The following is a 24846-nucleotide window of genomic DNA, read 5'->3' as shown; positions in this document are numbered from 1 at the left end:
CGCTAGTAGATTCCGCCTTGTCTTTGCAAGAAATCGCTGTCGCGCGGCGCTTCGGCCTTCTTAACCGCAGTCGTTGTCGTAGCAGCCGTGGGGGCGACATCCGAGCGTCGTGCGGCCCGGCGCGGTTCGCTTTCGGGCTTGAACGCTTCCCAGATCACCGCGGGCTTGGGATCGCTGGTGTCGGGCCACGTGCCATAGACCGGTCGGCCGCTACCACGATCGATCCGTACCATGCGGATACCCGCCGGCGCGCGGAACGGCAGCTTGGGTAGGTCCTCATACGCCTTCACCGCGAACTGCTTAAAAATCGGCGCGGCGAGCGTACCGCCCTGTGCCGCGCCACCAAGGTTCTTCGGCGTGTCGAACCCGATGTACAGCCCACCGACGAACTGCGGCGTGCCGCCCACGAACCACACGTCGGTCGGGCCGTTGTTCGTGCCCGTCTTGCCGAACATCGGCCGGTCGAGATCGCGCAACGTCACCGCGGTGCCGCGCTGGACGACGCCTTCGGTGATGTGGACCATCTGGTACGCGGTCATCGCGTCGAGCACCTGGCGCTGGCGCGTGATCGGCCGCGGCATCGGCTTGCCGTCCCAGTCGGGCGCGTTGCAGCGATCGCAGGGCCGCCAGTTCTCGGGCCAGATCACCTTGCCGTGACGATCCTGGACGAAGTCGATCAGTGACGGCGGGCCGCCCTTGCCGTTGTTGGCGAGGATCGAATACGCGTTGACCATCCGCCCGACGGTCGTCTCGCCGGCGCCGAGCGCGTAGGAGAGATAGGGCGCGTAATCGCCGACGCCCATCTTCTTGATCGTCGCGACGACCTTCGGCATGCCGGTCTGCGCGGCGGCGCGCACGGTCATCAGGTTGCGCGACTGCTCGATGCCCCAGCGCATCGTGTGCGGGCCGGACCCGCGCGAATTGCCGAAGTTGCGGAAGCATTTCTGCCCCAGTCGCGCGCCCTGATAGACGCAGAACGGCCCGTCGACGATGATCGACGCGGGCGTCATACCGTTGTCGAGCGCGGCGGAATAGACGATCGGCTTGATGGTGGAGCCCGGCTGGCGCATTGCCTGCGTCGCGCGGTTGAACGCCTGCAAGCGGTCATCGAACCCGCCCTGCATCGCCAGCACGCGGCCCGATGCCGGCTCTTCGACGACGAACGCACCCGAGACCTTGGGGATCGCCCGCAGCGAGAATTCGCCACCGTCCGGCGCCACCGCGATGATGTCGCCCGTCTTGATCGCGCCGAACGCGTTGCCGCCCTTGCCGCGCACCGGCATCTGCGCCGCATAGCGCGGCAGCGCGCCCGTCTTGCCGGTGCGGAAGCCGAGGCTCCAGGCATTGCCGTCCTTGCCCGTCACGATCGCCGCGACCCAATCGCGGTAATCGAGCGCGATATTGCTGTTGAGCAACGGCTGGAGCCAGTTGTCGTCCTCGATCTCGACATGACGGATCGGCCCGTTCCAGCCACGCCCGCTGTCGAACCGCACCAGACCATCGCGCAAGGCTTGCTGCGCGAGATCCTGCAGCTTCGCGTCGAACGACGTCCGCACCCACAGCCCGCCCGAATAGACGCTGTACGGACCATCCTTCGCATTCTCGCCGAACTTCGCCATCAGCTGGCGACGGACTTCCTCGACGAAATAGCCGCCGACGCTCTCGAATTTCGGCGTCCGCCGCATCACCGCGCCAAGCGGCTCGGCATTGGCCTGGTCATGCTGCGCGCGCGTGATGAAGCCGTTGTCGAGCATCCGGTTGAGCACATAGTTGCGTCGGATCATCGCGCGCTCGGTGTTGCGCACCGGATCGTAGTTCGACGGACCCTTGGGCAGGATGGCAAGATACGCCATCTGTGCGAGATCGAGCTGGTCGAGTTCCTTGTCGAAATACGCATGGCTCGCGGCCTCGACGCCGAACGCGTTGCGGCCGAGCGCGATCTGGTTGAGGTACAGCTCGAGGATCTGCTCCTTGGTCAGCGTATCCTCGATCTTGTACGCCAGCACCGCCTCGCGCAGCTTGCGCGACGGCGAATAGGCGTTGCCGATCAACAGGTTCTTCGCGACCTGCTGCGTGATCGTCGAGCCGCCCTTGGCGCGCTTGCCGGTGCCGAGCTTGGTCGCATAATCGTACACCGCGCCGGCGAGGCCTGGGTAGTCGACGCCGTGATGTTCGAAGAAGGACTTGTCCTCGGCGGCGAGGAACGCCTTCACCAGCAGCGGCGGATATTCGGCATAGCTGAGTTCCACGCGCCGTTCGCGCGCGTAGGAATGTATCGGCGCGCCATCGATGCCGCGGACGTTGGTCGGCAGCGGCGGCTCGTACGTCCGCAACGTATCGACCGACGGCAGGTCGCGCATGACCGCGAACCAGAACGCGAAGATCGCGACGAAGCCAAGCACCACCAGCACGAGTGCCGCCTTGGTCCAGCGGCTTGACCAGGCGCGCGCGAACCCGCCGCGTAGCTTGTCGCTGGTACGGCCTGTCGCCGTCGTCGAGGTGGGGGAGGGATCGGACGCCATGATTACTGCCGCAGCGTCTAGCAGGTTCGCGGGCGCTTGCCAGCCTTCGGTGGTGGGGGCGGGGGCGGGCGGTCGCAACGCGTTCGGCAGAGGTTTGTTATTCCAAGCTCGCCCGGTGCTGAGTCCGCCCGCCTATGTCCACCACCCCGGCGGAGGCCGGAGCCCAATTGGAGTGGTGGCAATAACGGAGCGCAACGGCCTTCACCTCCGTTTCCCAATTGGACCCGGGCCTTCGCCGGGGCGGTGTGGTTGGCGGTTGGGTAAGCCATCGGCGTCCGTGAGCTCGAACGATCCTCCCCCTGGCGGGCGAGGATCGAAAGCGCGCGATCATCGGTTTGAATCCGCACCTTCCCAACGGACCGCCCAAGCAAAACCTGTTGCCAACCCCGCTACTGTGGCAGCAGGCGTGCATGACGCCGCCGCCGCTCCCGATCCTAGCCGTCCTCCCCGACCTCCTCGCCACCCTCCGCGGCCGCAACTCCGCGGTCCTCGTCGCCCCCCCGGGCGCAGGCAAGACCACCGCGGTAGCGCCGGCCCTCCTTACCGAATCCTGGTGCACCGGCGAGATCCTCCTCCTCTCCCCCCGCCGCTTAGCCGCCCGCGCCGCCGCCGAACGCATGGCCTCCACCGCCGGCGAACCCGTCGGCCAGACCTTCGGCTACGCCACCCGCATGGACAGCAAGCGCTCCGCCGCGACCCGCGTCACGGTGATCACCGAGGGCATCTTCGTCGCGCGCATCCAGGCCGACCCCGAACTCGCCGGCGTTTCCGCGGTCCTGTTCGACGAAGTCCACGAGCGCAGCCTCGACGGCGATTTCGGCCTCGCGCTGGCGCTCGATGTGCAAGCCGGCTTCCGCCCAGACCTGCGCATCGTCGCGATGTCCGCAACCCTAGACGGCGCAAGGTTCGCCGCACTCATGGACGGCGCCCCCGTCATCGAAAGCGAGGGCCGAAGCTATCCGCTGACGCTCCGCCACATCGGCCGCCAAGCCGAGTTGCGCATTGAGGACTCGGTCGCCGCCGCGATCCGCCGCGCGCTCGGCGAAGCGGAGGGCGGCGTGCTCGCCTTCCTCCCCGGCGTCGCGGAGATCGAACGGACCGCCGACCGCGTCGCCAATTTGCCCGACGACATCGTCCTGCACGAACTCCACGGCAGCCTCGACCCCGCAGCCCAGCGCGCCGCGATCCTCCCCGAACCCGACGGACGGCGGAAGGTCGTGCTCGCCACCAGCATCGCCGAGACCAGCCTGACGCTCGACGGCATCCGTATCGTCGTCGACTCCGGGCTCGCGAGGCGACCGCGCTACGACCGCGCCGCCGGCATGACGCGCCTGGTCACCGAGCGCGCAAGCCAGGCCGCGGTCACCCAACGCGCTGGCCGCGCCGCGCGGCTGGGGCCGGGCATCGCGTATCGACTGTGGGAAGAAGCCGCGACCGCCGGCCTCCCGCGCTACGATCCGCCCGAAATCTTGGAGGCGGACCTGTCCGCGCTGGTGCTGGCTTGCGCACTCTGGGGCGTCGGCGATCCGCGAGACCTCCGCTGGATCGACCCGCCCCCCGCCGCCGCGATCGACGAGGCGATGGCGCGGCTCGCGACGCTGGAGGCGATCGAGGACGGCCGCCCGACCTTGCATGGCCGAGCGATCGCGAAGCTGCCGATGCCGCCGAGGCTGGCGCACATGCTACTGAGGGCGGGGGAGCGCGGCTTGGCGAACGTAGCGGCGCAAATCGCGGTTCTGCTCGGCGAGCGCGGCATCGGTGGACAGGACGTCGATCTGGAAACCCGCCTCCGCCGCTGGAAAACCGAACGCGGTTCGAAGGCGCAGGCGGCACGCGCCATGGCGGATAGGTGGGCGAAACTTGCCNGGATGGCGCGAGCCCACCCCCCAACCCCCTCCCGCTTGCGGGAGGGGGGGCAGAGGTTTGCGTTGCGCTGGGCTTCCCTGACCGGGTGGCACGCCGCCGTGACTCGTCCGGCGAAACCTGGGCTTCGGTCGGCGGACGCGGGTTCAAGCTCGACCCGACCTCGCTGCTCGCCCGTTCCGAATGGCTCGCCGTCGCCGACACGCAAGGCTCGGCCGCCGGCGCGCGCATCCTCTCCGCTGTAGCGATCGACCAGGCCACCGTCGAAACCCTCTTCGCCGACCGCATCGAATCCCGCCGCACCGTCGCGTTCGATCCTACAACCGGCGGCATCCAAGCCCGCCGCGAACGCCGCCTCGGCGCGATCCGCCTATCGAGCGGTCCCGACAGCGGCGCCGATCCCGACGCGATCCTCGCCGCACTCATCGACGGCGTCCGCGAGCACGGCCTCGCGCTGCTACCCTGGAGCGACGGCGCCCAAGCGCTGCGCGACCGCGCCGCCTATGCGGGCGTACCGCTCGACGACGCGACCCTGCTCGACCGCGCCGACGAATGGCTCGCCCCGCTCCTGGCCGGCAAACGCCGACTCGACGCGATCGCCCCTGGCGCGCTCGCCGAGGCTTTGCGCAACCTGCTCGGCTGGGACGCGATGCAGACGATCAACCGCCTCGCGCCACCTGATTTCACCAGCCCCGCCGGCAGCACCCATGCGATCGACTACGCCGCGGAAGGCGGCCCGCGTGTCGAACTCCGCGTCCAAGCCCTGTTCGGCCTCGCGGTGCATCCGACGATCGGCGAGGCGCGCGTGCCGCTGGTGCTGAGCCTCACATCCCCCGCCGGCCGTCCGATCCAGACGACGCGAGACCTGCCCGGTTTCTGGGCCGGCAGCTGGACCGCGGTGGCGAAGGAAATGCGCGGCCGCTATCCCAAGCATCCCTGGCCCGACGACCCCGCCGCGGCGTCCGCCACGCTGCGTACGAAAAAGGCGGATGCAAGGGCCGCCGGTTCGCGATAAGGGGGGGCATGCCAACCGCCCGTATCTTTCAGCGCCCCAAGAACGCCATGCAGTCCGGCAAGCATCGGACCGACGCCTGGCAGCTCGAATTCGAACCCTCGGAGCCCAAGCGCCCCGACCCGCTCACCGGCTGGGCCGGCAGCGGCGACACCCGCGACCAGCTGCGGCTGCTGTTCCCGACAGCGGAAGCGGCGATCGCGCACTGTGAGCGCGAGGGGTTCGGCTACACCGTCGTGCCGGCCCCGCAGAAGACGCTGAAGCTGCAGAGCTACGCGGATAATTTCAAGTAAGCCCGCGGGAGCGGCGCTAGGCCCTGCCACACCTCCTTGTTCTCCCGCGAAGGCGGGAGCCCAGTCTAGGTCCCCGCCTTCGCGGGAGAACAAGCCTTGGTTAGAGGATCGACCCAGCCAGGATCAGCAGCATCTTGGTGTCGATCGCCACGCCAGCCGCACGCTTCTCGGCCACGAACGCCGGCACGTCCGCCAGCGGCACCCGGTGCACGGTGATGTTCTCGTCGCCGTCGCCGCCGCCGTCGCTCACCTTCGTCAGCCCGGACGCGCGGACCAGCGTGAAGCATTCCGACGTCATCCCGGGCGACGAATAGAACACGCCAAGGTCCTCGATCGCGTCCGCGCGGTAGCCGGTCTCTTCCTCCAGCTCGCGGCCGGCGGCGACCGCGACGCTTTCGCCCGCGGTTTCGTCACCGACCAGCCCGGCCGGCAGTTCGAGACACGCGCGGCCTAGCGGCACGCGGAACTGCTCCACCAGGATCACATCGCCCTCGTCGATCGCGACGATCACCGCCGCTGCGATCTCGCCCTGGCGCGCGGCGAATTCCCACGTGCCTTCGGTCTGCACGGTCAGGAATTTCCCGGCCCATACGGTCTTGCTCATAATTCGATCAGCCTGTCCGGAAGTTCGTTCACCGGCGCACCGGTGCGCGGGAAATGCTCGGCCAACACCGCGCCGATCTGCGCGACCGCATCCGCCATCCCGTCGCCGGGGCGACCGTCGCGGACGCCGGCGAGTACCGCCGCCATCGCCGCGCCCCAGGTCTCGTTCGGCACGCGCGAGTGGATCGCATCGTCGGCGATGATCTCCGCCCGGTGCTCGGCGAGCGACAGGTACAACAGCACGCCGGTAGACCCCTTGGTGTGCTTCTCGGCCCCCGCACGGAACAGGAGCAGAGCCCGCCGCCGCACGCGCCGCGCCTTGGTTGCACCCGGCGTCAGCGCGAGCCGCGCCGGTGTCCACGCCAGAACCAGTCGCACCGCCAGGAACACCAGAGTCATCAGCACCAGCGCGACCACGTACAGTGCACCCTGCGGTGCCGCCTGCCAGGGATCGACCCGCGCGTAGATATGGTCCGCCGCGACCGGGTGGTACGCGAGCAGCGCGAGCGTCAGCAGCATCGCCAGCACGCCCCAGTGCATCGATACGTCGTGATACGCATCGGACTGCCGCGCGACGATCGTGACGATCTCGCCGGTCGTCGCAGTCTCCGCCTGGGTGACCGCCGCCGTGACGCGGTCGTGGTCGGTGTCGCTCAGTCGCATGTCACCATCCTCCCGATGCGCCGCCGCCGCCGCCGGATCCACCGCCGCCACCGCCGAAACCACCGCCGCCCCAGCCGCCGCCGCTATCGCCGCCACCGCCCCAGCTTCCGCCGCCGCCACTACCGCCGCCACGAGTCATCGCGTCGGCGATGCTCCACAACACGATCGGCAAGGCGCCGCTGCCACCGCTCCGGCTGCCGCCATCGACATAATTCTTGCCACCCGCGCGCCGCGAGATCATCGGGATGACGATCGCCGCGAGCACGATCCCGAAGAAGATCAGCCCGATCGGCACGCCGCCGCCCCCCGAGTTCGCGCGACGGTGCGTCTTGTCATACTCCGCCGCCGCAGCCGTCACCTTCGCGCGCGCCTCCGCATCGGGCAGCGCGAGCTGGTCCGCCACCGCGTTCGTGCCCGCGACGATACCACCGGGGATGTCGCCCGCCTTGAAGCGCGGCAGGATCTGCTGGTTGATGACGACGCTGGAGAACGCGTCGGTCAGCACCGGCTCCAGGCCATAACCGACCTCGATCCGCACCTTCCGGTTGTTTGGCGCGACTAGCAGGATCGCGCCGTTGTTCGCATCCTTCAGCCCGACGCCCCAGCTCCGCAGCAGGCTATTGCCGTAATCCTCGATCGGATAGCCTTCGAGATCGGGCACCGTCGCGACCACCAGCTGGTTGCCGGTTGTCTTTTGCAGGTCGTCGAGCCGCTTGGTCAGCGCCGCTTCCTGATCGGGCGGGATGACGTTCGCCGCATCGACGACGAAGCCGGTGAACTTGGGAAGCGTCTGCGCGGTTGCGGTACCGCTTCCCAGCAGCACCGCGAACGCCAGCGTCAGGAGATGGCGGAGCATAATGCTCGGATCAGCTCGCGTTGCCGAAGTTCACCGTCGGCGCGGTCTCGGCACCCGGCGTGGTAGCCGCGAACGGCACCATCGACTTGGCACCATAGAAGATCTTCGCGCCGACCGCGTCGGGGAAGGTCCGGATCTTGGTATTATACGCCTGTACCGCGCCGTTGTAATCGCGCCGCGCGATCGTGATGCGGTTCTCGGTACCTTCGAGCTGGCTCATCAGCGTGGTGTAGTTGCCCTGGCTCTTCAGCTCAGGATACGCCTCCTGCAAACGCTGCAACGACACGCCGACGGCACCCTGGACGCGCTGATACTGCTCCATCTTTGCCGGATCGGACAGATCGGCGGCCGAAACCTGCACCGAGTTCGCGGCAGAGCGTGCCTGCGTCACCTGGACGAGAATGTCCTTCTCCTGCGCGCCCGCAGCCTTCACGGTCGCGACGAGATTGGGGATCAGGTCCGCGCGGCGTTGATAATTGTTCTGGACGTCGGCCCAGCGCGCCTTCGCGGTCTCTTCCGCGGTCGGGATACTGTTGATCCCGCACCCGGCCAGCGCCGATGCGAGGAGGATCGCGGCGGTACCGCGGGCGATTGAGGCACGTGACATCGGGGCTCTCCTGAATACCTGTGTCACCCTCATAGGACAGTCCGCAGGGTTGGCGAAACCGAAATCGGCGGTTAGCCTTGGGTTGGCAACAGAAGGGGGCGGCATTGCTCAAGGAATTCAAGGCGTTCATCATGCGCGGCAACGTGCTCGATCTCGCCATCGCGGTGATCATCGGCGCGGCGTTCGGCAAGATCGTCACGTCGCTCACCGACGACGTGCTGATGCCGGTGATCGGCAAGATCTTTGGCGGGCTCGATTTCTCAAGTTATTTCTGGAGGATGGGGCCGGTGCCGGCGAACTATGCGGGCTCGCTCAGCGATTACGCGGCGTTGAAGAAGGCTGGCGTGCCGCTGCTCGGCTATGGCGCGTTCGCGACGCAGCTGGTCAATTTCGTGATCGTCGCGGGTATCATCTTCATGATCCTGCGCGTGGTGAACCGGACCGCGGCGCTGATCGAGCGCGAGACGGCGCGGTTGAAGCGCGAGGAAGAGGCGGTGGCCGTTGCGCCTGCGCCGGAGCCGGTCGAGATCGCGCTGCTCCGCGAAATCCGCGACGAGTTGAAGGCGCGGGGGTGACGTACCTGTCCCTCGCCCCTGCGGGGAGAGGGAGGGAGGAGCCATAGGCGACGGAAGGGTGAGGGGCCTGAGGCTCGGAGCGTCACATCCCAACTCCCCCTCATCCGACGCTGCCGCGCCACCTTCTCCCGAGGGGAGAAGGATAGAATTACGCGGCTACCAGTTCCTCGGCGTTCGCATCCGCCAGGCTCGTCCCATCCAAAATCCGCGCGGTCTCGTCGCGCACGCGCATCATCGCAAAGCGGATCGCGCAATCCGCCTCGCTCTTGCAGTCGAGGCACGGCCGGTATGCGGTCCGGCTCACGCAGGGCACCAGCGCCAGCGGGCCCTCGATGATCCGGATGATCTCACCCAGCGAGATCAGGTGGCTCGGCCGCGAGAGGCGGTAGCCGCCCATCTTGCCGCGATGGCTGTGCAACAGGCCGGACTCGCGCAGGTCGGCGAGGATCAGCTCGAGGAATTTGCGCGGCACGTTCGCCTCGGCGGCGATCCGGGTCATCGGGATGGGAGGGCCACCGGCGGGGGCGCCGCCAAGGAAGATCATCGCGCGGAGCGCGTAGCGGGAGCGCTGCGTCAACATAATGCAGGTTGCTATGCACGCGCTTTGTGGCGAGCGAAAGGCGGTTTGGCACGCTGTGTGCTAACCCATCGGAGATTTATCCGGGGAGGGCGCTGCCATCGCGCCAGTCTTTTCATTTGGCCGGGCTTTTCAGATCGATGCGGCCCCCCTATATCGGTCATGCCGTCGGGAGAATCTTCTCTTGGCGGCTATGGCGATAAACCGTGGCGTGTCATAGACACAGCGGACCCGGGGGCAGTACCCGGCGACTCCACCACCGCCCTCTTCGCAAGAGGGGGACGATGACGGGGTCGAACTAGGATCGACGTGTGTTCAACGACGCTATGTTTCGCTCGGAATGGGACCGCCGCAACGGCCCATACACAAGTGCCAACGATAACGAAGCACTCGCAATTGCCGCATAACTGACGGTCTAACGACCTAAGTTATACGGACGAAAGCGCGGTTCGGGCCACACCGGGCAACAGAAGTGGACACCGGCGGTACGGGGGGCACCGAGCAACAGAAGCTCCCCACTCAACCGTAGTCAGATCGAGCCATCCGTCCGCTATTGTGCCGTACGCACTGTCGTAGTGGCAGGTACGCCCACGCGCGCAGAGTACGGGATCGATCCTCAGCCGTCATGATGTTCGCTATTCAAGCCGCCTTCAGACCAAGACCGGCAGAACAGGTTCGACGGCACGCGGAAGCCGTCCGTTGATCAGAAACGCGACGACGGCAAATCGTTCGACCAGCAAGACATGCGCGGCGTACGCGACGATGGATCCTGCGGCGATTGCGATGATGAACTCCGTATAGGGGTTCCAGGCTACGTCCATGAGAACGATCTTGGTCACCACGATGATCGGAAAGTGCAGGATGTAGATCGTGAAAGAGGCCTCTGCGAGGCGGCTTACAAGTGACGGGATAGCGCGGATTGCGCCGGCGGACCGTAAGATGAGAACCGACGCGGCGGGCGGGCACGCGGACATCCCGATTATTTCCACCATATCGCTGACCAGCATCCGTCGCGCCGGATCAACCATTGCACTGAGGCCGCCGAACCAGGCCGCGTAAAGGCCGCATGTAGCGAGCAGGATGATGGTGGGCATCTGGAACGAGACGGTCAGGGTTCGATACAAGTTCGGTGAACGCGCCAGCAGGAATCCCAGTAGGTAGAACGGCGCGTAGCCCATGATGAGTGGCACCTGCGCCAGCGCCGCTGCGTATGGCGAGCCACTATATCCCGCGAGAATGGTGCGTGTGACCGTCATCAGCGTATAGCAGGTGATCGCCGCGCCCAACAGGATGACTGTTTGTGCGCAGCGCCTGTCACTTGCCCCATCCTTCATAAATAGTCTGTCGATCGTGCTGATCACGTCCTGCCGGCGATCAAACTGATGGAGCGTATAGCTGAGGGGGGCATAGGCCAGCAGCGCAGCAAGAAACCACAAATGGTACCAGTCATGCGCCAGGGGAAATGGCCAGCCCAACCGATCCGGTTGATCGCCGAACATCATGCCAATCAGCGGGCAGATCACCAGCAAGCCGACCAGCAAGGGCACGCCGATCTGCACGCTTCGCAGGCCGAGCCATGCGAGCGGCGAAGACCTGCGTGCGAGGGCGTAGCCACAGAGCAGCCCGGATATCAGCATGAAGCTGCCCATCCGGAAGGCATGCGATATCAGGGGGATCGCCCCCAGGACGGGAATATTCTCGAGGCCCATCACGGCGTGCAGTACGACGCCGGCAAGCATCAGGACGGCTCGCCAGAACGCCAAACCTTCGATCCTGCCGCCCGGGGAAGGCGTGATTGTGCTGAATTTTATGGAAGTGGTTGCTGTTATCGCCACGTGCCGGATCGGGCAGCGACCATTGCCCGGTCGCAGCCGGGGATCGGTGCGCGCCGAAGAACGGCATTCAACGGTGGCCGAATCGCAGCGGTCAGTCTGGCGTAACCGGCCGGATTCAGATGAATGCCATCATCGACGTAGAAGTCACCTGGACGGTGGTTCACCAGGAATAGCGGGACGACGTCGACGAAGGTCATGTCCGGCCTCTGCGCTGCCAGGGTACGCATCGCGGTATTGACGGTGGTCTGCTCGGGAAGATTGCCCCACCGTACCGGCGTCGGCTTCAATGCTACGACGATCACCGGAATGTCGCCCCAGCGGCGCGTTTTCAGTGCCAGGAACGCCCGCAGGTTCGCAATGTCGTCCACCGCGCGGGCGCCATTGGCGATGTCGTTTTCTCCTGCGTAGAACACGATCGCACGGGGAGGGGCTGCCCGTGGCTCGTTGCCAGCCATCTGGATCAACTCGGGCATCATCGCGCCGTTGACGCCCCGATTGCGTACTGCCAGCGGGGCCATGTCGTCCGGCAATGTCGCCCATTTATGGATCGTCGAACTGCCGACGAACCAGATGCTACAGCGATCGACGGCACCGCGGCCAGGCAATGTCGCGGACGCTGCGCGCGTCGCGGCACGGGATTGCATGAACAGGATCGCGCCACCGAAAATGACCGCGAACACCGTCACGGCGAAAGCGAATTTGCCTAACGACGCCCGCCAGGTCTCGCCATCGTGGGCGGTGGCGGCGGCGGCGGGTATGCCGGTTATCCGCTGGTGATCAATTTCGTCGTCGCCTCGCGCCACTGCGCCTCACCCGTTGTCAGGAAGCCCGGTCTAGAGGGTGAGAATGAGGTAAAGGTTAAACGATGATCGGGTTTGTCCAGGCTACCAGTTGCCGATCCGGCATTGCCTGAAGATCAGTCGATATGTTCGTGCAGGATGCGGCTCAATTGAGCACCCGTGAACGGTTTGGCGATGAAGCGAGCGGCGCCGGGCAAGGTCGCTGCCGAAATGTCGCCTGCGCCGGACGTCACGACGATCGAGATATCCGGACGGCGATCGTGGACTGCCTTGGCCAGGCCGACACCATCCAGCGTGCCCGGCATTTTGATGTCAGTGAACAGTGCGCCGATATCGGGACGTCGATCAAGACACGCGAGCGCATCGGACGCGTTACCAGCCTCGACGACCTCGAAGCCGGCATCTTCGAGCGCAAAGTACGAATGGACCCGGACCAGCGGGTCATCGTCGACGACGAGTATGACAGATTTGCGAATGGCGTTCATATCGGTTCGAACATCCGGCATGCTGCTCCGTTCCGATATTAATCGTCTTCTCGGGACAGAACGGGGCAAAGCGAGCCGCAAGTGAGAAAGGGGCCCGGTTTCCCGAGCCCCTCCCTCAATTGCCGTCAGGCGGCAAAGGCTTAGTCGCGATCGCCGGTCAGGAACGCCGGAGCGAACTCGGGGGCCTTGTCGCCGTCGGTGCGTGCAGCACGCTCGCCGCCGCCGTTGCCGCCGCCATCGCGACGCGGACCACGGCCACCGCCGTTGCCGCCTGCGTCACGGCCGCCATCGCCGTCGCGACGTGGGCCACGCGAGCCGCGGTCACCCCCATCACGACCGCCGCCGCCTTCGCCGCGCGGACCACGACCACCGCCGTTGCCGCCAGCATCACGACCGCCATCGCCGTCACGACGCGGACCGCGCGGACCACGATCACCGCCTTCACGGGGCTCACGTGCAGGACGCGTGTCCTCGAGCTCTTCGCCGGTCGTCTGGTCGACGACACGCATGGAAAGGCGAACCTTGCCGCGCGGATCGATCTCGAGAACCTTGACCTTGACCTCCTGGCCTTCGGTCAGCGCGTCCGACACCTTCTCGACGCGCTCGTTCTTGATTTCGGACACATGGACGAGACCGTCCTTGCCACCCATGAAGTTCACGAACGCCCCGAAATCGACCAGGTTGACGACCTTGCCGTCATAGACCTTGCCGACTTCGGCTTCCTCGACGAGGCCCTTGATCCACTTGATCGCGGCTTCGATCTGCGCGGGGTCGGACGACGACACCTTGATCACGCCCTCGTCGTCGATGTCGACCTTGGCGCCGGTCTGCGCGACGATCTCGCGGATCACCTTGCCGCCGGTGCCGATGACTTCACGGATCTTCGACTTGTCGATCTGGAAGCTCTCGATGCGCGGTGCGTGGGCGCTCAGTTCCTCACGGGTATGGTCGAGCGCCTTGGCCATCTCGCCCAGGATGTGCGCGCGGCCTTCCTTGGCCTGCGCCAGCGCCTTGCCCATGATCTCTTCGGTGATGCCGGCGATCTTGATGTCCATCTGCATCGTGGTGATGCCCTCGGACGTGCCAGCCACCTTGAAGTCCATGTCGCCGAGATGATCCTCGTCGCCGAGGATGTCCGACAGAACCGCGAAGTTCTTGCCCTCGAGGATCAGGCCCATCGCGATGCCCGACACCGGACGCTTCAGCGGAACGCCCGCATCCATCATCGACAGCGAACCGCCGCAGACCGTCGCCATCGACGACGAACCGTTGCTCTCGGTGATGTCGCTGAGAACGCGGATCGTGTACGGGAACTCTTCCTTGGTCGGCAGCACCGGGTGCAGCGCGCGCCATGCGAGCTTGCCGTGACCGACTTCGCGACGACCCGGCGCACCGAAGCGACCGACTTCACCAACCGAATAGGGAGGGAAGTTGTAGTGCAGCATGAAGTTTTCGTACGACAGGCCGTTCAGGCCGTCGATCATCTGCTCCGCATCACGCGTACCCAGCGTGGTGGTGCAGATCGACTGCGTCTCGCCGCGCGTGAACAGGGCCGAGCCATGCGTGCGCGGGAGGAAGTGGACCATCGCCTCGATCGGACGGATCTGCGTGGTGGTGCGGCCGTCGATGCGGGTGCCGTCCTTGAGGATGGCGCCGCGGACGATCTCCGCCTCCAGCTTCTTCATCAGCTTGCCGGCTGCCATCTGGTCCTGCGGCGAGGCATCGGCGAACGCCGTCTTGCCCTTTGCACGAGCCGCATTCAGCAGGTCGGAACGCTTGGACTTGTCGGTCACCTTGTAGGCGGCCGCGATGTCCTTGCCGATCAGCTTCTTCAGCTTGTCCTTGGCAGTCGACAGGTCGGCCTGCTCGGCCATTTCCCAAGGATCCTTGGCAGCCTTCTCGGCCAGATCGATGATCAGGTTGGCGGCTTCGCGGCAGGCCTTGTGGGCGAACTGCACGGCGCCGAGCATGATCTCTTCCGAAAGCTCCTTGGCTTCCGATTCGACCATCATCACGGCCTGGCCGGTGGCGGCGACGACGAGGTCGAGATCGCCAGCCTTGGCTTCTTCCAAGGTCGGGTTGAGGATGTACGCGCCATCGACGTAACCTACGCGCGCTGCGCCGATCGGGCCCATGAACGGCACGCCTGAGATCGTCAGCGCGGCCGATGCGGCGACCATCGCGAGGACGTCCGGCTCGTTCTCGCCGTCATACGACAGAACCTGGCAGATCACGTTGATCTCGTTGTAGAAACCCTCTGGGAAGAGGGGGCGGATCGGGCGATCGATGAGACGGCTGGTCAGCGTCTCCTTTTCGGTCGCACCGCGCTCACGCTTGAAGAAGCCGCCGGGGATGCGGCCGCTCGCGGAGAACTTCTCCTGGTAATGGACGGTGAGCGGGAAGAAATCCTGCCCTTCCTTGACGGTCCGTGCAGCCGTCACGGCGCACAGAACGACGGTCTCGCCGAGGGTGGCGAGGACTGCGCCGTTAGCCTGGCGCGCAACGCGGCCGGTCTCGAGCGTCAGCGTCTTGCCGCCCCACTGGGCGCTTACGGTCTTGGTATCGAACATTCTTTTTCCTTCACTCCGGTCGCCAGATGCGAACGGGGCCTATGTGCGGGCTTAGCCGGCCCGCGGCGGTGTGGAGCGAGTTGTCGCTCCTTGCCATTGCGCCGAATTGCGCTCTGGCGTTTGCCTCCGCGCGAAATGCGCGGAATCAAAACCCTATATACGAAAACGGCCCCCCGAGGGGAGCCGTTCGTGTTACTTGCGGAGACCGAGCTTCGCGATCAGATCCAGGTAGCGCTGGCCGTCCTTGTGACGGAGATAATCCAGCAGCGTCCGGCGCTTGTTGACCATCATGAGAAGACCACGACGCGAGTGGTTGTCCTTCTTGTGGCCCTTGAAATGCTCGGTCAGGTTCTTGATGCGCTCGGTAAGGATCGCGACCTGGACTTCCGGCGAACCGGTGTCACCCTCGACGCGCGAATGCTCCTTGACGAGTTCGGTCTTGCGTTCAGCGGTAATCGTCATGAATTCATGTCCTCGACATCACAGATTGAAACCGCGAACGACCCGGAAGTCTCCGTCCTCGACCTCGACCAGCGCGACCGGGACAGCGTCCAGTTCGGCGAAGTATTGGCCATCGTCTGCGGCGATCCCGGCCAAGATACGCCCCTGTCGGAGCGCCCCTGCCTGGTCGGGGGTGAGGGAGAGAGCCGGGATGTCGTCCAGCGCCACCCTCAAGGGCAGAAGTACATCTTCAAGCGCGGAGGCCTTAGCGAGTTCGTCCAGTTTGTCCAGCGATATCGCGGACGTGAGGTCGAACGGACCGGCCTTGGTCCGGCGCAACATGGTGACGTGGCCGACGGTGCCGAGGGCTAGGGCGATGTCGCGCGCGAGGCTGCGGATGTAGGTGCCCTTCGACACATGCGCTGTAAGCGTGACCTCGTCGAGGGGGGAGTAGGGAAGGGGGGCCTCCTGCAATTCCTCCCCGGCACGGGGAGGGGGACCGCCGTCCGCTTGGACGGGGGTGGAGGGGGGCGCGCCACCAACGGTACGCTCGCGGAAGCCCCCCTCCACCAGCTGCGCTGGTCCCCCTCCCCGTACCGGGGAGGATAGCGAATGAATCGTCACGTCGCGGCTCGCGAGCACTACTTCATGCCCAGCGCGCGCCAAATTATAAGCCCGCTCCCCATCCACCTTCAGCGCGGAGTAGGCGGGCGGCACCTGCGAGATCGGCCCGGTAAACTGCGCGAGCACCGCCTCGACCGCCGCGAGTGTCGGCCGAACATCGGACGTAGCGATGCTCACACCCTCGGCATCCAACGTATCCGTCTGAACCCCGAACATCACCGTAAAATCATAGATCTTGTCGCTATCGAGCATCCGCCCGGCCAGCTTGGTCGCCTCCCCGACGGCGATCGGCAGAACGCCGGTCGCGAGTGGATCGAGCGTTCCCCCATGCCCCACCTTGAACTTCCCATACCCGCCGCTGCGCAAGGCACGCTTCACCGCCGACACGCCCTGCGTCGAGCCAAGCCCCAGCGGCTTGTCGAGAATGATCCAGCCATGCATGCGAGTAAGTCCTAAAGTATCGAGAGAGTAGCAGGCGACGGCGCTTATCGAGGCGGGACCGTTCCCCACCCACTCCGTCATCCTGACGAAAGTCAGGACCCAGAGCCACAAGCGACCGTGTCCGGTACCCTGGATCCTGACTTTCGTCAGGATGACGGGGAGGGGGGAAGTCTACCCCAGAGCCTCACAAAAATGCCGCCGACACAGCGCGACATAGCGGTCGTTCCCACCAATCTCCGTCTGCTGCCCCTCGGCAATCGCCCGCCCTTTCCCGTCGACCCGCAGGTTCATCGTCGCCTTGCGCCCACACATGCAGACCGACTTGATCTCCACCAAAGAGTCCGCCAGCGCCAGCAACCGCGCCGACCCTGGAAACAGCGCCCCCTGAAAATCGGTCCGCAACCCGTACGCCAGCACCGGTATCCCAACCACGTCGCAGATATGCGCGAGCTGATCCACCTGCGCAGACGTCAGAAACTGCGCCTCGTCCACCAGCACGCACGAAATCGCGTCTTCGCCGTGCTGTCGAACCACGCAGGCCCCGATATCCGTCGCCGCATCGAACGCGATCGCCGGCGCCTCCAGCCCGATCCGCGACGTGATCGTCCCCGCCGCGAACCGGTCGTCGATCGCCGCCGTGAACAGCATCGTCCGCATCCCCCGCTCGCGATAGTTGAAGTCCGCCTGCAACAGGTTCGTCGACTTCCCCGCGTTCATCGACGCGTAGTAGAAATACAGCTTGGCCATGGGGGCAAAGAGCGGGAAGCTAGGGGGATGTCCAGAGGCGTTTGTCACGCATCCCCACCGTCCGTTCGTCCTGAGTAGCTGCTGAGCTTGTCGAAGCGGCGTATCGAAGGATGGGTTGGCGCGGGGAATCTGTGCTTCGATACGAGCCCTCGATACGCTTTTTCGAAGCTACTCGGTCTCTACTCAGCACGAACGGAAGAGGGGCGGGCAACGAGCGCGGTGCGGAGCGAGGAGTGCTGGATGGAGCGATCGAGCAATCGCTCGACCAGACTAACTCCTGACTGGCTACAAGCGCGACGCTTGCAGCCCGCCAAGGTCAATCTTCGGTCAGATCCCGTGCAACATGCGGATCGCGCAACAACTGGTCGATGTGCGTGCCCTCGTCGAAGCTCTCGTCCGCGAGGAACTTGAGTTTCGCCGCATAGCGCATCTGCACCCGGTTCGCGACTTCGCGTTGGAGATAGGCGGTGTTGGTCCTGAGCGCCTTCAGCACCTTTTCCTCGTCCTTGCCGAGCAACGGTTTCACGAAGACGGTAGCGTGGCGGAGATCCGGGGACATCCGGACTTCGGTGATCGTCACGAGATGCTTTTCGAGCACCGGATCGTGGACGTCGCCGCGTGCGAGGATGTCCGACAGCGCGTGACGCGCCTGTTCGCCGACTCGCAAGCTGCGGACGGCTTTTGCTTCTGGGGTATCGGTCTTCATCTTAAGCTCCCTCTCCCCCTNACAGCCCCTCACCCAACCCTCTCCCCGCAGGGGAGAAGGCTTTAGTAGTTACAAAGTACGTTCGCGCATCTCGACTTCGAACGTCTCGAGGACGTCGCCGGCCTTGATGTCGACGAAGTTCGACGTGAACGTCACGCCGCACTCGAGCCCCGCACGGACCTCGGCGACATCATCCTTGAAGCGACGCAGCGATGCGATTTCGCCTTGGTAGATGATGACGTCGTTGCGCGTGATGCGTGCCTTGAGCGCCTTGCGGATGTTGCCCTCGGTGACGAGCAGACCCGCCGCCTTGCCGTGCTTGCCCGCCGAGAAGACCTCGCGGATATCGGCACGACCGACGACCGTCTCGAACGCTTCCGGCCCAAGCTCGCCTGCCATACCCGCCCGGATCTCATCGATCAGGTCGTAGATGACATCGTAATACTTGAACGCGACCTTCTGGCGCTCGGCGATCTCGCGGGCCTTGGCGTTCGGGCGAACGTTGAAGCCGATGATCGGAGCCCCCGAAGCGGCCGCCAACGTGACGTCCGACTCGGTGATGCCGCCGACGCCCGAGCTCAGCACGCGCGCCTTGATCAGGTCGGTGGAGATCTTGTTGATCGCCCCGACGATCGCCTCGACCGTGCCCTGCGTATCCGCCTTCACGACCAGCGGATATTCGATCGCCTGCTTTTCCTTCAGCGCCGAGAACATGCTCTCTAGGCTGGCAGGAACCGACGCGGTCCGCTTGTCGGTCTTCACGCTGCGACGATATTCCGCGACTTCGCGGGCGCGTGCCTCGTTCTCGACAACCTGGAACGGATCGCCCGCCTGCGGAACACCCGACAGACCGAGGACCTCGACCGGCATCGCCGGACCCGCTTCCTTGATCTGCTTGCCCTTGTCGTCGACCAGCGCACGGACCTTGCCGCTCTCGCCACCGACCACGAAGATGTCGCCGACTCGCAGCGTACCGCGGTTGACGAGGATCGTCGCGACCGGGCCGCGACCCTTGTCGAGCTTGGCTTCGATCACCGTACCCTCGGCCGCGCGATCCGGATTGGCGCGCAGTTCGAGCAGTTCGGCCTGGAGTTGGATCTTCTCGATCAACGCATCGAGACCGATCTTCTTGGTCGCGGAGACTTCGACGTCCTGGACGTCGCCGCCCATATCCTCGACCACGATCTCCTCGCTCAGCAGGCGCTCGCGCACCTTCTGGGCATTGGCGCCTTCCTTGTCGATCTTATTGATCGCGACGATCATCGGCACGCCCGCCGCCTTGGTGTGGGCGATCGCCTCCACCGTCTGCGGCATCAGGCCGTCGTCCGCCGCCACCACCAGGATAACGATGTCGGTGACGTCCGCGCCACGCGCACGCATCTGCGTGAACGCTTCATGGCCCGGGGTGTCGAGGAAGGTGATCTTCGACTTGTCCTTCAGCGTGACCTGGTAGGCGCCGATATGCTGGGTGATGCCACCCGCTTCGCCGCGCACCACGTCGGTGCCGCGCAGGGCATCGAGCAGCGACGTCTTGCCGTGATCGACGTGGCCCATGATCGTGACGACCGGGGCACGTGGGCGCAGCGTCTCCTCGGCATCGTCGATCGTGTCGTTGGCCAGATCCTGGTCGACATCGCTGACGCGCGTCAGGTTGTGGCCGAACTCGGTGACGAGCAACTCGGCGGTATCCTGGTCGATCGTCTGCGTCATCGTGACGGGCATGCCCATCTTGAACAGCGCCTTGACGAGGTCGGCACCCTTCTCGGCCATGCGGTTGGCGAGTTCCTGAACGGTGATCGCCTCGGGGACGACGACGTCGCGGATCTGCTTGGCCTGCGCCTCGCGCGGACCACCGGTGCCACGACGCTCCTTCTCGCGCGCACGCTTCAGTGCGGCAAGCGAGCGCGCGCGCGCACCATCACCATCGCCGAGCGCGCGGTTGACGGTGAGCTTGCCCGAGGTGCGACGATCGTCGCCCTTGCGGTCACGCTGCTGCGGACGCGCGGGGACAGCGTCGCGACGGACGCCACCAGCCGGAGCATTGACGCCGGTCGCGCCGGGGCGCGCCGCGGTCGTGCCGGCGTTCGCAGCCGTGGTCGGCGCTGCGGCAGCGGGTGCTGCGACAGGCTTCGGCGGCGGCGGAGGACGCTCGGGACGCGCCACCGGCGAGAACCGGCGCGGTGCCGGGAACGCCGGATCGCGGGTCAGTTCGAGAATGGGCGGCGGTGCTGGCGGAGCAACAGGCGCCGGCGCAGGCTTGGGAGCCGGCGCAGGAGCCGCAGCGACCGGAGCGGGCTTCGGTGCAGGCGCAGGTGCCGCTGCAACCGGAGCCGGGGCAGGCGCCGCAGCAACGGGGGCTTCGACCGGAGTCGGCGCAGGCGCTGGCGTCGGAGCCGCGACCGGAGCGGGAGCCGCTTCGACGACAGGGGCCGGTGCGGGCGCAGGAGCCGCGACGGGCTTCGGCGCCTTGGCTTCAGCCTCGGCACGCGCACGATCGGCGACGCGATTACGCTCGTCCTCGATCGCCTTGGCCCGTTCGGCTTCCTGGCGACGACGCCCTTCTTCCAGCGTGTTCATGCGCTGCTCTTCAGCCTCGCGGAGCAGCTTGGCCTGGCGCTCCTGCGGCGACAGATTGCTCTGCTGCTGACGCACGGGGGCGGGCGCAGGCTGCGGTGCGCGCGCCTGCGGTGCCGGGGCTGCGGGGGCAGCCGCCGGGGCGGGCGCGGCAACCGGTGCGGCATCCGCGACCTGCACGTCGGGCTCGCCCGGACGGCGCAGGACGCGCGCGCGCTTGGTTTCCACGATCACCGTATTCGATCGGCCGTGGCTGAAGCTCTGCTTCACCTGGCCGGTCTCGACCGTGCGCTTCACACCCAAAGGTGCGCGCATGCCAAGTTTCGGCTTCTCGTTGTCCGTGTCGCTCACTCAAATTCCTCAGTCATGTCCACGGCCGGGCGTGTTCCGGTCGATCCGGACGCCTGTTGTATCGGTGGCGCCCCATTTTGTGGTGACGCCGATGCGCCCTGCGAGGCCGTTTCGCAAGACACGGAAGAAGGTTCGGGGCCGATAAAATGCAGCCAACGGTCGAGCGCTTCGCTCACCCGCTTTGCTGCAGCGCGGTCGGTCAGGCCAATGTGTACCACATTTTCCCGCCCCAGCGCCAACGCCAATATGGTGCGCGATACCGGGAGTGCCAACCCCCGCAAACCCGAGCCCTCGACATCGTTGCCGATGCGCCACGCCTGATCGAGCTTGCGGTTGCCGTCCTCGGCGGCGTCGGCCGCGTGATACAGCGCCTTTAGCTTGCCCTGGCGTGCGTTCTGCTCGATCCGGTCGGAGCCGATCAGCACCGTCCCCGAGCGCGATTCGAGCCCGAGCCGGTCTAGCGCGTTACGCTCCAGCGCGGCTTCGATCTTGGCGGGAAGCTCGGGATCGATGGTGAACTCGCCGGTCTTGAACGCGCGGGAAAGAGCGCCCTTGAGCTTGCCCTTCTTGATCGCGGCTTCGAGCTCGGCTCGCGTAACACCGATCCACGCGCCGCGGCCGGGAGCCTTGGCGCGCACGTCGGGAAGGATCTGGCCATCGGGCGACAACGCGAGTCGCACAAGATGCGGCCGCACGTCGCGTTCCCCGGAGAGGATGCACTTGCGAACAGGCATGTCATCATCCCCCTCCCGCAAGCGGGAGGGGCTAGGGGTGGGCTCGCGCTCACCTCCGTTGCCGCCCTTAGCTTTAGCCTTGGATGCGTGAGACTTAGCCGAAGCATCGCCTTTAGCCGAAGCCGGGCGCCCACCCCTCGGTCCCCTCCCGCTTGCGGGAGGGGAGGAAGGAGTAGTGTCGGTAACGCCTAGCGCCTCATCGGGAGGGTTCCGCATGCGCGTCCTCCTGCGCTGGAGTCGTCTTCGGAGCGTCGCGGTCGACCAGGAGCTGACCCCCCGCGCCGTAATTCTCGGTCGAGACCTCTTCGATCACGATCTGCACCGCAGCCGGGTTCTTTCCCAGCCGCTGCACGAGCGACTGGGTGACGTCGGCGACGATGCCGGACTTCTGGTCCTTGGTGGCGGACCCCGAGATGCGGATGCTGACGAACGGCATCAGGCCTTGTCGCCCTCGCTCTTCGTGTCGGTCTTGTCCGCCGCGTCTTCAACCGAAGCGTCCTCGACCGAAGCGTCGTCCGCCGAAGCGTCCTCAGCCACGGCTTCGTCGGCCGTCGTCTCTTCAGTCGCAGCGTCCTCGACCACAGCGTCATCGGCCGAAGCCTCTTCCACCGGAGCCTCGTCCGCCTCGACTTCTTCAGCCGAAGCCTCGGGAGCCTCGTCCTCGAACCAGTGCGCGCGGGCGGCCATGATGATCTCGTTGCCCTGCTCGTCGCTCAGGCCATACTCGGCGAGAATCCCGCCCTTCGGCTCGGGACGCTTCGGCGCGTCTTCGTTCCGACGACGCGGCTCGACGCGCTTCTTCTCGACCAGCTCGTCGGTCGCGAGATCGGCGAGGTCGTCGAGCGTCTTGATGCCCGCCTTGCCGAGCGTGACCAGCATCGCCTCGTTGAGATACGGCATGCCCGCCAGTGCATCCTCGACGCCGAGCGCCGTACGCTCCTCGCGGCTCGCGGCGTCGCGACGCTCCAAAGCCTCGGTCGCACGGTTCTGCAACTCGCCCGCCAGGTCCTCGTCGAAGCCCTCGATGCCGGCGATCTCCTCGACCTCGACGTACGCGACCTCCTCGAGGTTCGTGAACCCTTCGGCGACCAGCAGCTGTGCGAGCGTCTCGTCGACGTCCAGTTCCTTCTCGAACATCGCCGAACGCTCGACGAAGTCCTTCTGGCGCTTCTCCGACGCATCGGCCTCGGTGAGGATGTCGATCGCCTTGCCGGTGAGCTGCGACGCAAGCCGCACGTTCTGGCCACGACGGCCGATCGCCAGCGAAAGCTGGTCGTCGGGAACGACCACCTCGATGCGCTCTTCCTCCTCGTCGATCACGACGCGCGACACCGAGGCCGGCTGCAAAGCGTTGACGACGAAGGTCGCGATGTCGGGCGACCAGGGGATGATGTCGATCTTCTCGCCCTGCATTTCCTGGACGACGGCCTGGACTCGCGAGCCCTTCATGCCGACGCACGCGCCGACCGGATCGATCGACGAATCATGCGAGATGACGCCGATCTTCGCGCGCGAACCCGGGTCGCGGGCTGCGGCCTTGATCTCGATGATACCGTCGTAGATCTCGGGCACTTCCTGCGCGAACAGCTTCTTCATGAAGTCGGGGTGCGCGCGGCTCAGGAAGATTTGCGGCCCACGGTTCTCGCGGCGGACGTTGAGGATCAGCGAGCGGATGCGGTCGTTGACGCGCACCACTTCGCGCGGGATCTGCGCGTCGCGGCGGATCACGCCCTCGGCGCGACCCAGGTCGACGACGACATGGCCGAACTCGACGCGCTTAACGACGCCGGTGATGATCTCGCCGGCGCGGTCCTTATACTCTTCGAACTGGCGCTCACGCTCGGCGTCGCGGACCTTCTGGAAGATGACCTGCTTGGCGGCCTGTGCGGCGATGCGGCCGAACTCGATCGGGGGCAAAGGATCGACGATGAAGTCGCCGAGCGCCGCATCCTTCTGGAGCTTCTGCGCGCCTTTGACGTCGACCTGCTTGAAATAATCGTCGACCGCCTCGACCACTTCGACGACGCGCCACAAGCGCAGATCGCCGGTGTTCGGATCGAGCTTCGCGCGAATGTCGTTCTCGGCGCCATAGCGCGAGCGGGCGGCGCGCTGGATCGCGTCCTCCATCGCCTCGATCACGATCGCCTTGTCGATCATCTTCTCCGACGCGACCGAATTCGCGATCGCGATCAGTTCCGCGCGGTTTGCGGTGACTGCCGTGGCCATCAATGCTGTCCTTCTTCGGTGTCGGCCTCGTGAGCATCGGGCTCATCGGTGGGCGTATCTTGATAGAAAACCTCGTCCGCGCCTTCGATCGAAAGCGGCGCGGTCGCGGCGATGAGTCGGTCGGTCATGACGAGCTTGGCGTCGGCGACCTGCGAAAAGTCGATCGTCATGAGCTTGTGCTTGTTGACGTCGACGGTGATCTTCGTCCCCTCGACGCCCATCAGGTTACCCGAGATCTGTTTCCGGTCCTCGAACGGCTCGACGAGGCGGATGCGCGCCTCCTGGCCTTCCCAGTCGGCAAAGTCCTGGAGCCGGGTCAGCGGGCGATCGATACCGGGGCTCGACACCTCGAGACGATACGCGTCCTCGCCGACCGGGTCCTTGCCCTCGGCCTCGAGCGCATCGAACTTGTCCGAGATGCGGCGCGACAGCTCGGCGCAATCCTCGATCACCAGCTGGCGGGTGTCGGGGCGCTCGGCCATCACCTGCAACGTCGGATCGGACTTGCCGCCCTGCATGCGCACGCGCACGAGGCTGAGGCCGAGCGCGGTCGCCTCGGGTTCGATCAGGTCGGTCAGCAGGGCGATATTCGCCATCGAAATTCCAAACAGGGCCAAAGCACAGGTGATTGCCGCCGCGGAGCAAGCCCCGCAGCCTCTTCATCTGGCGATGTAGAGAAGTGGTGCCTCTATACGCGGGGTGGCGCCCGTCCGCAAGCGGGAGCAACCTTCGTTTAGTACG

The 24846-nt window shown here is 65.9% G+C and carries 21 protein-coding genes, 1 other RNA gene and 2 pseudogenes; 5 read left to right on the top strand and 19 right to left on the bottom strand.

All coding sequences use genetic code 11. The annotated features are described in order from the left end of the window. Positions 1–2: 2 nt before the first annotated feature. A complete protein-coding gene (locus tag IFT67_RS09145; protein ID WP_192146726.1) occupies positions 3–2522 on the bottom strand; it encodes a penicillin-binding protein 1A in 2520 nt (839 codons plus the stop codon). Between the two features lie 410 nt (positions 2523–2932). On the opposite strand from IFT67_RS09145, the pseudogene hrpB reads away from it, so the two are divergent. From hrpB to IFT67_RS09135, 3 genes and pseudogenes are all read left to right on the top strand, one after another. Next, positions 2933–4387 (top strand): annotated as a pseudogene (gene hrpB, locus IFT67_RS20575) (ATP-dependent helicase HrpB); the annotation flags it as partial. 1 nt (position 4388) lies between these two features. Continuing rightward, the coding region (locus tag IFT67_RS20570) for an ATP-dependent helicase C-terminal domain-containing protein (protein WP_274602679.1) at positions 4389–5400 on the top strand (1012 nt) is incomplete at its 5' end. A gap of 8 nt (positions 5401–5408) precedes the next feature. Continuing rightward, positions 5409–5690, top strand: coding sequence for an ETC complex I subunit (locus IFT67_RS09135; RefSeq protein ID WP_056051595.1), 282 nt, complete (start codon positions 5409–5411; stop codon positions 5688–5690). A 100-nt stretch (positions 5691–5790) separates the two neighbouring features. Here IFT67_RS09135 and IFT67_RS09130 read toward each other — a convergent pair whose 3' ends face one another. From IFT67_RS09130 to IFT67_RS09115, 4 genes are read right to left on the bottom strand one after another with little or no spacing between them, the layout of a single operon-like run. Continuing rightward, positions 5791–6294 carry an NUDIX hydrolase gene (locus tag IFT67_RS09130; RefSeq protein WP_197983019.1) on the bottom strand — a complete coding sequence of 168 codons (504 nt, stop codon included), beginning with the start codon at positions 6292–6294 and terminating at the stop codon, positions 5791–5793. Beyond that, the gene (locus tag IFT67_RS09125) at positions 6291–6956 is read right to left on the bottom strand and encodes a TPM domain-containing protein (RefSeq protein WP_192146724.1); all 666 of its coding nucleotides are present in this window, start codon (positions 6954–6956) and stop codon (positions 6291–6293) included. The genes IFT67_RS09130 and IFT67_RS09125 overlap by 4 nt, the downstream gene beginning before the upstream one ends. Before the next feature lies 1 nt (position 6957). Continuing rightward, on the bottom strand, positions 6958–7812 hold the full coding sequence (locus IFT67_RS09120) for a TPM domain-containing protein (protein WP_192146722.1): 855 nt from the start codon (positions 7810–7812) through the stop codon (positions 6958–6960). Between the two features lie 10 nt (positions 7813–7822). Then, the gene (locus IFT67_RS09115) at positions 7823–8419 is read right to left on the bottom strand and encodes a LemA family protein (protein ID WP_192146720.1); all 597 of its coding nucleotides are present in this window, start codon (positions 8417–8419) and stop codon (positions 7823–7825) included. Between the two features lie 104 nt (positions 8420–8523). Between IFT67_RS09115 and mscL the strand changes: the two genes are divergently transcribed. Beyond that, positions 8524–8994, top strand: coding sequence for a large conductance mechanosensitive channel protein MscL (gene mscL, locus IFT67_RS09110; protein WP_093398784.1), 471 nt, complete (start codon positions 8524–8526; stop codon positions 8992–8994). A 148-nt stretch (positions 8995–9142) separates the two neighbouring features. On the opposite strand, the gene IFT67_RS09105 is transcribed toward mscL, so the two are convergent. Then, positions 9143–9574, bottom strand: a complete 432-nt coding sequence (locus IFT67_RS09105; RefSeq protein WP_107954747.1) for an RrF2 family transcriptional regulator — start codon at positions 9572–9574, stop codon at positions 9143–9145. A gap of 122 nt (positions 9575–9696) precedes the next feature. Between IFT67_RS09105 and ssrA the strand changes: the two genes are divergently transcribed. Next, positions 9697–10052: a transfer-messenger RNA gene (gene ssrA, locus IFT67_RS09100) on the top strand. A 169-nt stretch (positions 10053–10221) separates the two neighbouring features. Here the strand turns inward: ssrA and IFT67_RS09095 are convergent. From IFT67_RS09095 to rimP, 13 genes and pseudogenes are all read right to left on the bottom strand, one after another. After that, positions 10222–11406: an acyltransferase family protein gene (locus tag IFT67_RS09095; protein WP_192146718.1), complete on the bottom strand. Its 1185-nt coding sequence runs from the start codon at positions 11404–11406 to the stop codon at positions 10222–10224. Next, positions 11397–12209, bottom strand: coding sequence for a GDSL-type esterase/lipase family protein (locus IFT67_RS20565; protein WP_192146716.1), 813 nt, complete (start codon positions 12207–12209; stop codon positions 11397–11399). Before IFT67_RS20565 ends, IFT67_RS09095 begins: the two co-directional genes overlap by 10 nt. 113 nt (positions 12210–12322) lie before the next feature. Beyond that, the gene (locus IFT67_RS09085; RefSeq protein ID WP_192146714.1) at positions 12323–12691 is read right to left on the bottom strand and encodes a response regulator; all 369 of its coding nucleotides are present in this window, start codon (positions 12689–12691) and stop codon (positions 12323–12325) included. A 140-nt stretch (positions 12692–12831) separates the two neighbouring features. Further along, positions 12832–15261: a polyribonucleotide nucleotidyltransferase gene (gene pnp, locus IFT67_RS09080; protein WP_056051582.1), complete on the bottom strand. Its 2430-nt coding sequence runs from the start codon at positions 15259–15261 to the stop codon at positions 12832–12834. Positions 15262–15453: 192 nt separating this feature from the next. Beyond that, the gene (gene rpsO, locus IFT67_RS09075; RefSeq protein ID WP_192146712.1) at positions 15454–15723 is read right to left on the bottom strand and encodes a 30S ribosomal protein S15; all 270 of its coding nucleotides are present in this window, start codon (positions 15721–15723) and stop codon (positions 15454–15456) included. 18 nt (positions 15724–15741) lie between these two features. Then, positions 15742–16767 carry a tRNA pseudouridine(55) synthase TruB gene (gene truB, locus IFT67_RS09070; protein ID WP_192146706.1) on the bottom strand — a complete coding sequence of 342 codons (1026 nt, stop codon included), beginning with the start codon at positions 16765–16767 and terminating at the stop codon, positions 15742–15744. Positions 16768–16938: 171 nt separating this feature from the next. After that, the gene (locus IFT67_RS09065; protein ID WP_192146704.1) at positions 16939–17514 is read right to left on the bottom strand and encodes a thymidine kinase; all 576 of its coding nucleotides are present in this window, start codon (positions 17512–17514) and stop codon (positions 16939–16941) included. Positions 17515–17830: 316 nt separating this feature from the next. Continuing rightward, positions 17831–18220, bottom strand: coding sequence for a 30S ribosome-binding factor RbfA (gene rbfA, locus IFT67_RS09060; protein WP_056051571.1), 390 nt, complete (start codon positions 18218–18220; stop codon positions 17831–17833). Positions 18221–18289: 69 nt separating this feature from the next. Next, on the bottom strand, positions 18290–21145 hold the full coding sequence (gene infB, locus IFT67_RS09055) for a translation initiation factor IF-2 (RefSeq protein WP_192146702.1): 2856 nt from the start codon (positions 21143–21145) through the stop codon (positions 18290–18292). Continuing rightward, positions 21142–21879, bottom strand: a complete 738-nt coding sequence (locus IFT67_RS09050) for a DUF448 domain-containing protein (RefSeq protein WP_244647306.1) — start codon at positions 21877–21879, stop codon at positions 21142–21144. The genes infB and IFT67_RS09050 overlap by 4 nt, the downstream gene beginning before the upstream one ends. Positions 21880–22075: 196 nt before the next feature. Then, the gene (locus tag IFT67_RS09045; RefSeq protein WP_055881134.1) at positions 22076–22315 is read right to left on the bottom strand and encodes a tautomerase family protein; all 240 of its coding nucleotides are present in this window, start codon (positions 22313–22315) and stop codon (positions 22076–22078) included. Positions 22316–22491: 176 nt separating this feature from the next. Next, positions 22492–24105 (bottom strand): annotated as a pseudogene (gene nusA / locus IFT67_RS09040) (transcription termination factor NusA); the annotation flags it as partial. Next, the gene (rimP, locus tag IFT67_RS09035) at positions 24105–24701 is read right to left on the bottom strand and encodes a ribosome maturation protein RimP (protein ID WP_056051561.1); all 597 of its coding nucleotides are present in this window, start codon (positions 24699–24701) and stop codon (positions 24105–24107) included. The pseudogene nusA and the gene rimP, both read right to left, overlap by 1 nt. Between the last annotated feature and the right edge of the window lie 145 nt (positions 24702–24846).

Source organism: Sphingomonas sp. CFBP 13728 (assembly GCF_014841895.1).
GTDB lineage: Bacteria > Pseudomonadota > Alphaproteobacteria > Sphingomonadales > Sphingomonadaceae > Sphingomonas.
The sequence above is the reverse complement of the archived record's forward strand: the minus strand, read 5'-3'. Positions and strand labels throughout refer to the sequence as shown.